Genomic DNA, 12,209 nt, shown 5'->3' on the forward strand with positions numbered 1-12,209 from the left:
CCCGCTTCGGGGCAGTGGGCGACAGCACCGCAGAGCGCTTTCAGAACCAGCGTTCGAGCACGTGAGCGACCCCGTCCTCCGCATTGCTGACCGTCACCTCGTCGGCGATGTCGCGCACCTCCGGATGCGCATTGCCCATCGCGACGCCATGCCCGACCCAGCGCAGCATCGGCAGGTCGTTGGGCATATCGCCGAAGGCGATGACCTCCGCCGCCGAGATACCCAGGTCCTCGGTGATCTCCGCCAACCCACTCGCCTTGCTGATCCCCGACGGCATCACGTCGATCAGACCGAGATCGGTGGAATAGGCGACCTCGACCACGTCCCCGAGCATGGTCGTCACCGCCGCGGCCATCTCGTCGCTGCTCAGGGAGTCGTGTCGGGCCATCAATCGGACCGCGGGACGGCCGAGTATCTCGGCGATGGTCGCCGACTGGATGAGGCTCTCCGTGGACCAGGGATGGACGTAACCCGGGCCGCCGAGGAACTCGTCGTTCAGTCCTGTGCCGGTGGTCTTGATCCGTTCGACCGCCAGGGTGCAACCCGGCAGCAACCGCAACAATGCCTCGCCGACGTCGTTGAGCAACACCGCATCCAGGGTGTGCATGCTGCGGACCTGTTCGCTGCGGGTGTCGAAAACCACCGCACCGTTGATGCAGACGGCCAACCCGGGAGCATCCAGCATCCTGCTGACCGGGATCACGAAGCGCGGGGCTCGCCCGGTCGCGAGGATGAAGGGCACGTCGGCGGCCTGCAGTCGGTGGACCACGGCTGCGGTTCTCGGGCGGATCTGCTCCAGCGGATCGAGCAGGGTGCCATCGATATCGGAGGCTACGAGTCTCGGGATACTCACTGGGCCATCGTGCCTCGGATGGGTCTGATCAGGAACGCAACGCCGCAGACCGGTCGCGCCGTTGCACCCGGTCGTCGCGGGCGGCGGTGCCTGTGCCCCGGTCCAGCGTGTCCCGGCGGGGCGCCCCGACAGTCGTGAACCAGCTCTGCGGGGGTCGATGCGACGGCGAGCAGGCGAGGTGCGCCGCAGAGCGGCAATCGCCCCGTCCTGGCTCGCTCGATGTCACTCTTCGTTGCTCACGAGTTCGATGCTGATGGTCGGCGCGGAGTCGACCAGGTTGAGCACTACGAACGCGAATGCCGCTACCACGGCGAACACGAAGGCTGCGAACATGGCGGTCAGTCGAAGCGCCATTGCGCTGTACCTCCCCAATGGACATCGGCTTGGTATCCGTTCGTTTCATCGTGGCGGCGGTCACTTTCGTTAGTCGGTCTCATCGACAACACCCGATCGGCCTAGTTTGGATCGAACCCCCACTGCTGGTCACGAGCGGGACAGCCAAACCGCACGCCCAGCTCCCTCCTTTGCTCTCATCAGGTGATCAAGCATCGGCGGTTTGCAACCAGAGTCGTGACCCGTAACGTGAGCCCGCGTGCGAATCGGCATCGTGATCCTTCCCGAGTACCGCTGGTGGATCGCCGAACCGAAATGGCGGGCGGTCGAGACCTACGGCTTCGATCACGCATGGACCTACGACCACCTCGGGTGGCGGTCCCTGGTCGACGAGCCGTGGTTCGGTGCCATCCCCACCCTCACCGCGGCGGCAATGGTCACCTCCCGGATTCGACTCGGCACCCTGGTGGCCTCTCCGAACTTCCGCCATCCCGTGCCGTTCGCCAGGGAGGTCACCGCGCTCGACGACGTCTCCGACGGCAGGCTCCAACTCGGCATCGGCGCGGGCGGCACCGGCTTCGATCTCTCGGTCCTCGGTTCGGGTCAGCAGGCGCCGCAAGACCGGGCCCACCGATTCGAGGAGTTCGTCGAGTTACTCGACGCGTTACTCACCAAGGAGAAGACGACCTGGCAGGGCGAGCACTTCCACGCCGTCGAAGCGCGCAGCACGCCCGGCTGTGTTCAACAGCCGAGGGTTCCGTTCCTCATCGCTGCCAACGCACCGAGCTCGCTGGCACTGGCGGCCCGCTTCGGACAGGGCTGGCTGACCAACGGCGATCGGACCGAGAGCCGCACGGACTGGTGGCGATCGGTCGAGGTGCTCGCCCGGCGGATGAACGAGACGCTGGATGCGACCGGGCGTCGGCAGGACAGCATCGACCGCTATCTGAGCGTGGACTCGGCGACCAGCTATTCGATGGGCAGCGTGGAGCAGTTCCGCGATGTGATCGGCCGGGCCGCCGAGCTCGGTTTCACCGACGTGGTGGCGCACTGGCCCCGCTCCGACGGTGTGTACGCGGGCAATGAGTCGGTTCTCGAACAGGTGGCGATCGAGGTGCTGCCCGCCCGGCATTCGAACAGCTGGTGAGGCGCCTCAGCGCGGCAGGGTGTGACCGATGGCCAGGAAATCAGCCGGTTGCCCGTGCTGCGCCTGTAGGCGGTGCGGCACGCGGGAGCTGAAGCTGACGCTGTCCCCCGGCGCCAGACTGATCGCGTCGGAGCCGAAATCGATCAGCAGATCGCCGGTGAGCACGTAGATCCAGTCGTTGCCCTCGTGGATGAGCAGATCGGTGGACTCCTGCGAGGGCTGGAGCTGGTATCGAGTCGCGTACATCCCCGGCACCACCGATCTCGGGGTGAGCACCTGGGTGGACAGCCCACCCGCCGACACGGTCGGCACGCTGTCGCCGCGCATCACGACGGCCGCAGGCCCCGGCGGCTGGTCGGTGAGCAGTTCGGAGAGCGGCGCATCGAGTCCGGCGGCGAGCCGAGCGAGCATGTGCAGCGAAGGCAGCCGCTCGCCGTTCTCCAACCGGGACAGATGCGGTTCGCTCAGGCCGCTGCGGGTCGCCAGTTGGGACCGACTGAGTCCTCGGCGTGTCCGCAGGGCACGCACTCGCTCGCCGAGACCGGCCAATGCCTGTTCCGACACGTCGACGGACATGCCCCGCAGGCTACGGGACCGACCCTGGGTCGGCTCGGCGTCGAATGCGATCCCGCAGCGGCGGGTTTCAGCGCCGGACGGCACCCTGACCTGCGCTGATGACCGCGTTTTCGCCGAGCTGTGTCGCTGCTGGACCACCTGGGTAGGCCCCAGAAAGGGCGCTTTCCGCGAAGGCCCGCCCCGCATCTGACGGACGGTTCGAGCAACCGAGGAGACCCCACGGAGGAGACCGGGAATGGCGACCAGGACGACCGCTCGAAGTTCCACCGACCGGAGACGAGCGACCCAGGACACCGACAGCAAGGCCGTCGTCGACAAGCTGCTCGCCGACTCCGGGCAGACCTACGCCGACGAGGCCGGGATTCGACTCCGGGACAAGCCCGCGTCGCTGTACCAGCTCTTGGTGTTGGCGGTGTTGGCCTCCGCCCCGATCCGTTCGGCCACGGCGGTCGATGCGGCCCACGAACTCACCGAGAGCAAGATGGGCACGCCGCGCGCCATGCGGCAGGCGAGCCGCCGGGACCGCATCCAGGCACTGGGCCGGGCGCACTACGTCCGGTACGACGAGAGCACCGCCACCGCCCTGGGCCGAGGCGCCGATCTGCTGCTCGACCGGTACGGCGGTGACCTGCGTCGACTGCTCGACGCGGCCGATCACCAACCGGAACGGGTCGCCGAGTTGCTTCGCGAGTTCCCCAGGTTGGGCCCGGTCGGAGCCGACGTGTTCTGCCGGGAGGCCCAACAGGTATGGCCCGACCTACAGCCCTACTTCGACGACAAGACCCTCGCCGGGGCCAAGCGAGTCGGGCTTCCCGCCGACGCGGACCGGCTGGCCGCCCTGGTCGAGCCCGAGGACTACGCCCGACTGGCGGCGGCGTTGGTTCGCGCCGACCTGGAGCACCGGCGTTCGCGACGCTCGAAGTCGTGACCACGCCGAGCGGGTGAGAAAGGCCTGCAACGAAGAAGACCCGCCCTGCCGTGGACGAGCCGACGGCGCGGGCGGGTCTTGTTCTGGTCGAACTAGGCGACGGCGACCGCCACCACGAGACCGAGGCCGAGATGCGCGGCCCCGACCACGAAGCTCGCGGGAGTCAGCTCGTCGGCATGGATCAGCTGGCCGATCTGGATCCCGGCCGCCCACTCCAGGACTCGCACCGCGAGCACCTGGGCGACGATTCCCACCAGACCGAAGACCATCGCGGCGAGCAGTCCCTCGATCAGGCCGCCACCGGCGTTGAAGATCGCGACCACCACGATGAAGGCCATGCTGAACAAGCCGGAGGCCGTCAGGACCACGGCGTTGGGCTTACCGGCTCGCACCAGTTCGTTGAGCTTGCCCGGGGTCGTCAGGTCGATTGCGTAGAAGCCCACCAGCATCAGCAACAGACCGAGGATGGCGTAAAGCGCGATGGCGCCGACGCCCCCGCCGAGAAAGCCGAGAAAACCCTCCGACAGCGCAAGGGTCGTCTGGGCGACGGACATGGTGACCACCGGGCTTACCTCCTCGGACCAACCGGTTGGTTCGTCATCGAGTGATGAAAGAACCGCCCATCGCGATTCCACTGGATGCAATGAGTAGCAACGAACGGGCGGGGCCCACGATGGCTTGTTCGCCCGATTTGTCGCGCACTACGGAGTCGATCGTCGCATCACCGCAGCGTTCCGGCTCAGCCGGGGATGCGGTGCGGGATGAACGACGCGCCGTCATCGGTCACGAGCCCGACGGTCTCGCGGATGCCGAGTCCGGCCGCCTGGTCGCCGACGACCCATGCTCCTAAGGCGGGCCGCATGCCGTCGAACTCCGGAAGCGGCGCGAAGAGTTGGTAGACGAAGCCCTCCTCGCCGTACACGCCGCCGGTCTCCTGCTCGATGCCGGGAGCGACGATCTTGATGTTCGCGCCCTCCCGTCCGAGGCGGGGCTTACGCACGTATTCGGTGAGGAAACCCGGCTCGTCGAGGAAGGCGGGCAGCAGGTTCGGGTGGCCCGGGTACATCTCCCAGAGCACGGCGAGCAAGGCCTTGTTGGACAGCAGCATCTTCCACAGCGGTTCCACCCACAGCGTCTCCGGCAGCGAGCTCATCGCGTGCTTGCCGAAGACGTCGTCCACCACCCATTCCCACGGGTAGAGCTTGCAGATGGTGGACATCGGGGCTTCCTCGAGATCGACGAAGCGCTCCAGCAGGGTGTCCCAGCCGAGGTCCTCGATGGCCAGTCCGATGGTGTTGAGGCCGGCTTCGGCAGCGGTCTCCTGCAGGTAGGCGGCGGTGACGTGGTCCTCACCGCTGGTGTCGCCGGAGGACCAGCTGAAGTGCACCTCGTTGGAGGGCAGCGTCTCGGTGATCTCGCCCCACCGCTCGACCAGCTTCTCGTGGATCGAGTTCCACTGGTCGTCGCCCTCATGTGTGTCGGTGAGCCAATGCCACTGGACCACGGCGGCCTCCAGAAGGGAGGTCGGGGTGTCGGCGTTGTACTCGAGCATCTTCGCGGGCCCGTTGCCGTCGTAGCGAAGATCGAAACGGCCGTAGAGGTGCGGGTCGCGCCGCCGCCATGATTCGACGACGGCGGGCCAGGCCTCCTCGGAGATACCGAAATCCCGGTATCGATCCGTCAGCACCGCGTTGTCGACGGCCTCCAGGCACATCGAGTGCAGCAGCTCGACGTCGGCCTCCATCGACAGCACCTCGTCGAGGCTGAAGACGTAGTGAACGGACTCGTCCCAGTACGGCCTCGGAGCGCCGCCGACGCCCCGAGAGGGCGTGCCGAAAACCAGGCCCTGTTCGGCCGTGCGTTCCCGCCAGTCGGGCCGTGGCGTCGAGGTCTCGCGGTGCACCGTGTCAGCTCCCCCCGCTGCCGCGGCCCGTGCCGAAGCCGCCGCGCTGGATAGTGGATCCGGACTTGCTCCGAATCTCGGCGTTGTCTGGACGAACGGTAGTACCCCCGCTGATCGTTCCGCCCGCCCCAGGGGTGCCGCCGTAGTTGTAGTGGTACTGGTTCCCGCCGCCGCCGAAGCCGGGCAGGAAGATGATGCCGCCGGGGCTGACCGTGCCGCCCTGCTGCTGCGCGTAAGCCGGATCGCAGACTCGCTCGTCCTCGGCTTCGACGCCGTTCTCATCGACGCAGTAGGCGGTGACCGGTTCGGGACGCGAGGCGTAGGCGACGGCGATCAGCGCGACGACGCCCAACGTCACACCGCCGCCGATCATGACCCGCTTGCGGATCTTGCGCTTACGCTCGGACTCCTGGAACTCGAGTTCCTCGGCTTCCTTCTGGCGGCGTTCCGCCGCGAGTCTGGCCCGCTTCTCCGCCAGCGTTGGTTCCCGAGGCTTGGTCGTCTCGTCCTGCTGCCGGATCTGCCCGCGTCTGGGACCGCTGCCCGCCATTCGCGGGGTCGGCGGCTTCGGCCGCCCGCCCGCCGATGCCGCCGGATCCTGTGGGCCGCCCGTCGTGTTCTCGTCGTCGTTCGTCATCGCTCACTCCCCCGAAGTCCGGACACGGTGACCTCTTCAGACGCCATCATCTGCCCACAGGAAACATCTTTCACCCGAATGGGGCAAGAAGTGATCTGGAGCCCTGTTCTGCCACCTACCGTACGACGGACTGGCGGCAGGCATGATGGACAGCGATGTCCGACGCAACCGAGACTCCTGAATCATCGCCGTCGAAGTCCGGCGCGATGAACACGCGACTCGTGATGATCGGCGCCGCCGCAGGCGCGCTGATCGTCCTGACCGCGTCCGCGTTCTCCCTGCTGCCCGGCGATCGATCGGGCGACACGGCCAATGCGGGCGGCGGCCGACCCGGAACGGGTCAACAACAACCGCAGCAGGCGCCGTTGCTCTTCGAGACCGAACCGGGCGAATGCCTGACGTGGGCCGAGACCGACGCCTCCGATATCCGCCCGGTGACCTGCGGCGAACCGCATCTGATGGAGGTCGCGGGTTCGATCGACCTCGAGACCCTGCCCCCGGAGGACGAGGCGGCGGCCGATGGCGAGATGGTCGAGGGCGCTGAATCCGGTGTCGGGGCCGGCGCCGGAGCGGGCGGCGTCGAAGGCGACACGACCGGCTCGGAAGACGAGGCAGGCGCCGAGGACGAGCCTGCCGAGTCGCCCTATGGCGAGGATGCGTCGTTCCCGGACACCGACACCTGGTTGGCGCTCAAGGACACCCACTGCCTGCCGCAGGCCAGCGAGTATCTGGACGGGATGCTCGACCCCTTCGGCCGATTCCAGGTCAATGCCTTCACCCCGAGCGCGGAGAGCTGGGAAGACGGCGACCGGACCATGTACTGCGGCCTGCAGTGGCCCGCCACCTCGGGTGGTCTCTATCCGATCGTCGGGGAGATCTCGACGCTGAGCCAGGCCAACGTGCACGAACCCGGCGTGTGCCTCGGCATCAACGCGGGCGCGGTGACCGATCCGGTCGACTGCGCCGAACCGCATTCCCAGGAGATCGTGGAGATCTACGACCTCAGCGAGGGATTCGAGATCCACCCATCGGATGCCGATCAGGACTCCTATCTACAACCGCTGTGCAGGCAGGCATCGACCGACTACGCCGGTGGCCCGGTCAGCGAGCAGGGGCTCATCTACGCCTGGGACCTCCTACCGCTGGAGAGCTGGGAAGCGGGAACCTTCCAGGTCAAGTGCTACGTGGCCGCGGTGTTGCCGGATGAGAGCGGGATCGCGCCCATCACCGGCAGCGTGAAGGGCGAGTTCGAGGTCAGCGAGGACGAGGAGACCGTCGAGCAACCGGAGATCACGCCGGGTGCGCCGTTGCCGGATCCGATGGGCCCGCCGATGCACGGCGACCATGACGCGACCAACCCCGATGAAGAGGGCGAGGGCGGCGAGGAAGGCGACGGCGAGGGCGGCGAGGACGAGGAGTCCCCCGACGAAGAGGACGGCACGGACGAGGACACCGAGCAGGATGGGACGGAATCCAACGATGGCGGTTGAGATGTCCCGGGCCCGGTTCGATGAACTGGTCTCCGATGCCCTGGATCTGATCCCGGTCGAGTTCGCCAAGGCGATGGACAACATCGTCGTGCTCGTCGAAGACCACAACCAGGAGGAGCCCAGTCTGCTGGGTCTCTACGAGGGGATCGCGCTCACCGAGCGCGATTCGACCTACGGCGGTGCACTGCCGGATCGGATCACCGTCTACCGCGAGCCGCTGTTGGAGATGTGCGCCGATGAGGCGGAGGTCGTCGACGAGATCGCGGTGACCGTGGTCCACGAGGTGGCCCACCATTTCGGCATCGACGACGCCAAACTGCACGAGCTCGGCTGGGGCTGAACCCGACCAGACCGAGTGCGGCGGGTCTCCGGGCCCGAGCCCGCGCCGCTGAGGGGCGCGGGTCCGCTCGGTCAGGCCGGGATCTCGTGTCCCGTCCACTCCAGGCAACGCCAGCCGGACTCGACGGTGTCGTCCTGCACCACCACGATGCGGCCGGTGTTGGGCAGGTGGGTGGCGTTGGCCAGTGATCCGGTGACGTTCTCGGCGAGGAAACCACCGATCAGCCGCAATGCCGCGCCGTGGCTGACCAGGACGACGGTGCCCGACCGGTGTCGTGCCCGAAGCTTGTCGATCACCTGGACGAATCGGTCGACGACCTGACGTCCGGTCTCGCCGTTCGGGCAGCACTGTTCGAGGTCGCCGCCCTGCCAGGCGCCGTAGACCTCGGCGAATCTGCCCAGCGATTCGAGGTCGGATGCTCCTTCGAGGTCGCCGACGAAGACCTCGTGAACGCCGTCCAGCACCTCGACGTCGAGCTGGTGCTGCTCGGCGACCGGGGCCGCGGTCAGTTGGGCCCGCAGTGCCCTGCTCGCGTAGACCGCCACCACCGGTTCGGTCGCCAGCGACTCGCCGAGCCGCTGGGCCTGGCGGGTGCCCTCCTCGGTCAGCGGCGGGCCGGGCGGCACCGTGTCCAGGGTGAGCCGGACGTTCGACTCGGTCTCACCGTGTCGAACGAGCATCAACCGCAGGCCGGTCATGACGGACTCCCCTCTAGCAGCGACTGCACCCAGCTTTCGGCTTCCGCGAAAGCCGCATCGGAGACCGGCTCGGGCGGAGCCGGATCGGCGGGATCGTGGCCGTCCGCGCGCGGGAACGAGCCCAGGAACCGGACGGCCTGGCAACGGCGCCGCAGCGCGGCCAAGGCATCGGCTACCCGTCGTTCCGCGAGGTGACCATCGAGGTCCAGGAAGAATCGATAACTGCCCAACCGGTCCCTGGTCGGCCGGGACTCGATCCTGGTGAGGTTGACGCCCCGGACGGCCAACTCGGTGAGCAGGTCCGCCAGCGTGCCCACCCGGTCGTCGACGGTCACCACGATCGCCGTTCGGTCGGCACCGGTGGGCGCGGGCATCCGGCCCGGCAACCGCATCAGGCGGAAGCTGGTGACGGCGTCGCGGACATCGGCGACGTCGGTGGCGACCACGTCGAGCGGGTAGCGCTGCGCGGCCAGAGGCGCGGTCACCGCGGCGTCGGCGCGGCCTTCGAGGACTTCCAGTGCTGCGGCCGCGGTGGAGGTGCTGGAGACGATCGAGGCGGCGGGCAGGTGGCCTGCCAGCCATTGCCGAACCTGGGCGGCCGCGTGCGGATGGGTGGCGACCGTTCGGATGTCGTCGATCGGAAGGCCTGGTGTGGCCAGCACGGTGAATCGCACCGGCAGCACGGTCTCGGCGACCGCGACCATCGGATCGGCGGCGTCGAGCGCATCCAGGGTGGCGGGAACCGAGCCTTCGACGGAGTTCTCCACGGGGGCGACGACTGCCTCCGCGTGACCGCTCGCGACCTCGCGCATCGCGATCTGCACGGTGACGGCCGGCTCCAGGACCACATCGGCGGCGGTGCGCTGCGCCTCGGAGTCCGACGACGAATCGGAAGCCGCCGAGCCCGGGTAGGCCCTCGTGACGAGCACCCTGGCCGCCTGCTCGGTGAAGGTGCCCTCCGGACCCAGATACAGAATGCGCCGCACCAAGCCACCCTACGCAGAAGAGCAATCGCCATCGTCAAGGGTGGCGCCGCACCGCGCCGGGCCCGGTCGCGGCGATGGCCTAGGTGGACTCACCCGGCGCCGGCCTTTCGCCCCTCCAACGAGTGGGACGGGCCCTCACGCACCGACAGAAATACGACACTCAACGTGACAGGATCTAGATCACTCTGCCACTGTCGGGCGCCCAGGTTACGTGAGGCGGTGCGGTCCTGTAATGCTTGCAGGGTGACCGTCGGTTCGGTGGGCACCACTTCTGCAGATCAACAGGCCCTGCACCTCGTCTTGTGTGCGGTCGAGCCAGGCCTCGCCGACGCCTGGCAACAGATCGCGGCAACGAGACCAGGGATTTCCGCGCATGTCGGCTCCGTGTTGGAGGTGGGTGCAGACGCGGTTGTGAGCCCGGCAAATTCCTATGGCTGGATGCGCGGCGGTATCGACGCGCTCTACGCACGGACCTTCCCGGCAGCCGAGGAGAACGTGCGTAGCGCCGTGCTGGCCTACCACGGCGGCGAGTTGCCGGTGGGCGAGGCGCTGCTCGTCCCGACGGGCGTGAACTCGCCGCGCTGGTTGCTGAGCGCGCCGACCATGCGCGAGCCGGGTGAACGGCTCGCCGGGGACACCGTGCATCCCTATTTAGCGGCGCGTGCGGTACTGCGCCTGTGGGTCGAGGGCACCCTCGAACACGGGGCTCCGGTTCGGCGGGCGGTCCGCACCATCGCCATGCCCGGGCTCGGAACCGGCGTCGGCGGCGTGGATCCGGCAACCTGCGCGCGTCAGGTAGCCGCTGCCTGGGACGAGGTCTTCGCCTTACGGCGGTGATCCGCACCCGATGCCGATGATCAGCGGCATCGCGGGCGCGGGAGCACCGGGCGGCCCGGTTCGCCATCTTCTGACCGGCCTTCGGGGGCGGGACGGCATGGGTGTCCATCCTGCCCACCCCCGAAGGCGTCTCCTCGGCGCTGGCGAGGGCACCGCGCGGCCTCAGCTCTCGGTGGAGTCGGACTCGGCGCTCGCTCCCTCCACCGTCGTGGGACGGGCCGGTGCTGCCGCGCCCTGGCGCACGGCGACCTTGGTGGGGGTCGGCGCCGGACGGACGACACGGTTGACCCGGATCTGCAACAGGCCCCGGTCGTAGGACGCCTCGATCGCCTCGGGGGTCACGTGATCCGGGATGGTGAACTCGCGCCGGAACTCGCCGCCACGGATCTCCCTGGCGATGCGGTCGCCCGCCGCGACCTCCCGCTCCTCTCGGCGGCTGCCGCTGATGCGAAGCGTGCCCTCCAAGACCTCGACCGTCACGTCGGAATCGATGTCCACGCCCGGTAGTTCCAGAGTGATGAGCACGTCGTCACCATCGCGACTGACGTCGGCCGCCGGGGTGAAGCCCGCAGGCCTGCGCACCTGCGGACCGAATGCCTTGCTGACCAGTGCGTCGAACGAGGCGTCGAACTCCCGGTTCAGGCCTCGAAGCGGTTCCCAACCCACACGACGCGTAATGATGGCCATTGACTCATCCCTTCTCGCACTGCTGCACTAGCTTTACATGAGTCCTAACGACTCAACTTTGCTCGGTGTTCCCGGGCGCCCAACTTTTTTCCGCGGGGCGACCACTCCGGCGGCGGCGCACTTTCGTACGGTGAGCGGGTGTCCATCCGCGTACTGCTCGTCGACGACCACGAGGTGGTCCGACGTGGACTGCGGGACCTGTTGGCCGCCGAGGCCGACATCGAGGTCGTCGCGGAGGCGGGCAGCGTCGGCGAGGCGTTGGCGGTCGCTCCGGCCGCCCGACCCCAGGTGGCCGTCGTGGACATGCGACTGCCCGACGGCAACGGCTCGACGCTGTGCCGAGAACTGCGCTCGCAACCCGATCCACCCGGCTGCCTGGTGCTGACCGCGTTCGACGACGAGGAACTGCTTGTCGAGGCGATCCAGGCGGGCGCGGCGGGCTACCTGCTCAAACAGGTACGCGGCCAGGATCTCGTGACGGCCGTCCGCGAGGTCGCCGCCGGGCGGTCTCTACTCGACCCGGTCACCACCGCCCGAATCCTCGATCGGCTGCGCAGACCGGAACCGGTCGACGAGCTCGCCGCGCTCACCGATCAGGAACGCCGCGTGCTCGAACTCATCGGCGAGGGACTGACCAATCGACAGATCGGACTGCGCCTCTTCCTCGCGGAGAAGACGGTGAAGAACTACGTGACGGCCGTGCTCGCGAAGTTGGGCATGGAGCGGCGAACGCAGGCCGCCGCCTGGCTCGCTCGCCGATCACGCTGAACCGGACGCCGCCGACATAAACTTTC

Annotated in this window: 15 protein-coding genes; 6 read left to right on the forward strand and 9 right to left on the reverse strand. The window is 68.2% G+C overall.

What is annotated here, in order from left to right; genetic code table 11:
* Positions 1 to 40: 40 nt before the first annotated feature.
* Both BKA25_RS26545 and BKA25_RS28180 read right to left on the reverse strand, forming a co-directional pair.
* Entirely contained in the window at positions 41 to 853 is an 813-nt protein-coding gene (locus BKA25_RS26545; RefSeq protein WP_069845771.1) for an HAD family hydrolase, read from the reverse strand.
* 222 nt (positions 854 to 1,075) lie between these two features.
* On the reverse strand, positions 1,076 to 1,207 hold the full coding sequence (locus BKA25_RS28180) for a hypothetical protein (RefSeq protein ID WP_257786084.1): 132 nt from the start codon (positions 1,205 to 1,207) through the stop codon (positions 1,076 to 1,078).
* Between the two features lie 238 nt (positions 1,208 to 1,445).
* Between BKA25_RS28180 and BKA25_RS26550 the strand changes: the two genes are divergently transcribed.
* Entirely contained in the window at positions 1,446 to 2,333 is an 888-nt protein-coding gene (locus tag BKA25_RS26550; protein WP_069845769.1) for an LLM class flavin-dependent oxidoreductase, read from the forward strand.
* A gap of 6 nt (positions 2,334 to 2,339) precedes the next feature.
* Here the strand turns inward: BKA25_RS26550 and BKA25_RS26555 are convergent, their stop codons facing one another.
* Positions 2,340 to 2,909, reverse strand: a complete 570-nt coding sequence (locus BKA25_RS26555) for a helix-turn-helix domain-containing protein (RefSeq protein ID WP_069845766.1) — start codon at positions 2,907 to 2,909, stop codon at positions 2,340 to 2,342.
* Between the two features lie 235 nt (positions 2,910 to 3,144).
* On the opposite strand from BKA25_RS26555, the gene BKA25_RS26560 reads away from it, so the two are divergent.
* Positions 3,145 to 3,837 (forward strand): endonuclease, encoded by a 693-nt coding sequence (locus BKA25_RS26560; RefSeq protein ID WP_236750438.1) that lies wholly within the window; start codon positions 3,145 to 3,147, stop codon positions 3,835 to 3,837.
* A gap of 92 nt (positions 3,838 to 3,929) precedes the next feature.
* Here the strand turns inward: BKA25_RS26560 and BKA25_RS26565 are convergent, their stop codons facing one another.
* The 3 genes from BKA25_RS26565 to BKA25_RS26575 form a co-directional block, all read right to left on the reverse strand.
* Positions 3,930 to 4,391, reverse strand: a complete 462-nt coding sequence (locus BKA25_RS26565) for a DUF350 domain-containing protein (RefSeq protein WP_069853128.1) — start codon at positions 4,389 to 4,391, stop codon at positions 3,930 to 3,932.
* 185 nt (positions 4,392 to 4,576) lie between these two features.
* A complete protein-coding gene (locus BKA25_RS26570; protein ID WP_069845764.1) occupies positions 4,577 to 5,740 on the reverse strand; it encodes a glutathionylspermidine synthase family protein in 1,164 nt (387 codons plus the stop codon).
* 4 nt (positions 5,741 to 5,744) lie between these two features.
* A complete protein-coding gene (locus BKA25_RS26575) occupies positions 5,745 to 6,377 on the reverse strand; it encodes a hypothetical protein (protein ID WP_260331340.1) in 633 nt (210 codons plus the stop codon).
* Between the two features lie 155 nt (positions 6,378 to 6,532).
* On the opposite strand from BKA25_RS26575, the gene BKA25_RS26580 reads away from it, so the two are divergent.
* The gene (locus BKA25_RS26580) at positions 6,533 to 7,867 is read left to right on the forward strand and encodes a septum formation family protein (protein WP_084642338.1); all 1,335 of its coding nucleotides are present in this window, start codon (positions 6,533 to 6,535) and stop codon (positions 7,865 to 7,867) included.
* Positions 7,857 to 8,207: a metallopeptidase family protein gene (locus tag BKA25_RS26585; protein WP_069845760.1), complete on the forward strand. Its 351-nt coding sequence runs from the start codon at positions 7,857 to 7,859 to the stop codon at positions 8,205 to 8,207. The genes BKA25_RS26580 and BKA25_RS26585 overlap by 11 nt, the downstream gene beginning before the upstream one ends.
* A gap of 71 nt (positions 8,208 to 8,278) precedes the next feature.
* Here the strand turns inward: BKA25_RS26585 and BKA25_RS26590 are convergent, their stop codons facing one another.
* Together BKA25_RS26590 and pheA are read right to left on the reverse strand one after the other, a co-directional pair.
* Entirely contained in the window at positions 8,279 to 8,905 is a 627-nt protein-coding gene (locus tag BKA25_RS26590; protein WP_069845758.1) for a histidine phosphatase family protein, read from the reverse strand.
* The gene (gene pheA / locus BKA25_RS26595; protein ID WP_069845756.1) at positions 8,902 to 9,891 is read right to left on the reverse strand and encodes a prephenate dehydratase; all 990 of its coding nucleotides are present in this window, start codon (positions 9,889 to 9,891) and stop codon (positions 8,902 to 8,904) included. The genes BKA25_RS26590 and pheA overlap by 4 nt, the downstream gene beginning before the upstream one ends.
* Positions 9,892 to 10,149: 258 nt before the next feature.
* Here pheA and BKA25_RS26600 point away from each other — a divergent pair, with 258 nt between their 5' ends.
* Complete coding sequence (locus tag BKA25_RS26600) at positions 10,150 to 10,728, forward strand: macro domain-containing protein (protein WP_236750437.1); 579 nt, start codon at positions 10,150 to 10,152, stop codon at positions 10,726 to 10,728.
* Positions 10,729 to 10,890: 162 nt separating this feature from the next.
* Here BKA25_RS26600 and BKA25_RS26605 read toward each other — a convergent pair whose 3' ends face one another.
* A complete protein-coding gene (locus BKA25_RS26605) occupies positions 10,891 to 11,415 on the reverse strand; it encodes an Hsp20/alpha crystallin family protein (protein ID WP_069845752.1) in 525 nt (174 codons plus the stop codon).
* Between the two features lie 138 nt (positions 11,416 to 11,553).
* Here BKA25_RS26605 and BKA25_RS26610 point away from each other — a divergent pair, with 138 nt between their 5' ends.
* Positions 11,554 to 12,183 carry a response regulator gene (locus BKA25_RS26610; RefSeq protein WP_069845750.1) on the forward strand — a complete coding sequence of 210 codons (630 nt, stop codon included), beginning with the start codon at positions 11,554 to 11,556 and terminating at the stop codon, positions 12,181 to 12,183.
* The last annotated feature ends 26 nt before the right edge of the window (positions 12,184 to 12,209 follow it).

It is taken from the genome of Actinoalloteichus hymeniacidonis, assembly GCF_014203365.1.
Taxonomy (GTDB): domain Bacteria; phylum Actinomycetota; class Actinomycetes; order Mycobacteriales; family Pseudonocardiaceae; genus Actinoalloteichus_A; species Actinoalloteichus_A hymeniacidonis.

What these genes read in the sequence shown, in the direction of transcription:
- BKA25_RS26585 (WP_069845760.1), top strand. Translation starts at nt 7,857, where the DNA reads ATGGCGGTTGAGATGTCCCGGGCCCGGTTCGATGAACTGGTCTCCGAT.
- BKA25_RS26590 (WP_069845758.1), bottom strand. Translation starts at nt 8,905, where the DNA reads ATGACCGGCCTGCGGTTGATGCTCGTTCGACACGGTGAGACCGAGTCG.
- BKA25_RS28180 (WP_257786084.1), bottom strand. Translation starts at nt 1,207, where the DNA reads ATGGCGCTTCGACTGACCGCCATGTTCGCAGCCTTCGTGTTCGCCGTG.
- BKA25_RS26605 (WP_069845752.1), bottom strand. Translation starts at nt 11,415, where the DNA reads ATGGCCATCATTACGCGTCGTGTGGGTTGGGAACCGCTTCGAGGCCTG.
- BKA25_RS26555 (WP_069845766.1), bottom strand. Translation starts at nt 2,909, where the DNA reads ATGTCCGTCGACGTGTCGGAACAGGCATTGGCCGGTCTCGGCGAGCGA.
- BKA25_RS26575 (WP_260331340.1), bottom strand. Translation starts at nt 6,377, where the DNA reads ATGACGAACGACGACGAGAACACGACGGGCGGCCCACAGGATCCGGCG.
- BKA25_RS26580 (WP_084642338.1), top strand. Translation starts at nt 6,533, where the DNA reads ATGTCCGACGCAACCGAGACTCCTGAATCATCGCCGTCGAAGTCCGGC.
- BKA25_RS26565 (WP_069853128.1), bottom strand. Translation starts at nt 4,391, where the DNA reads ATGTCCGTCGCCCAGACGACCCTTGCGCTGTCGGAGGGTTTTCTCGGC.
- BKA25_RS26560 (WP_236750438.1), top strand. Translation starts at nt 3,145, where the DNA reads ATGGCGACCAGGACGACCGCTCGAAGTTCCACCGACCGGAGACGAGCG.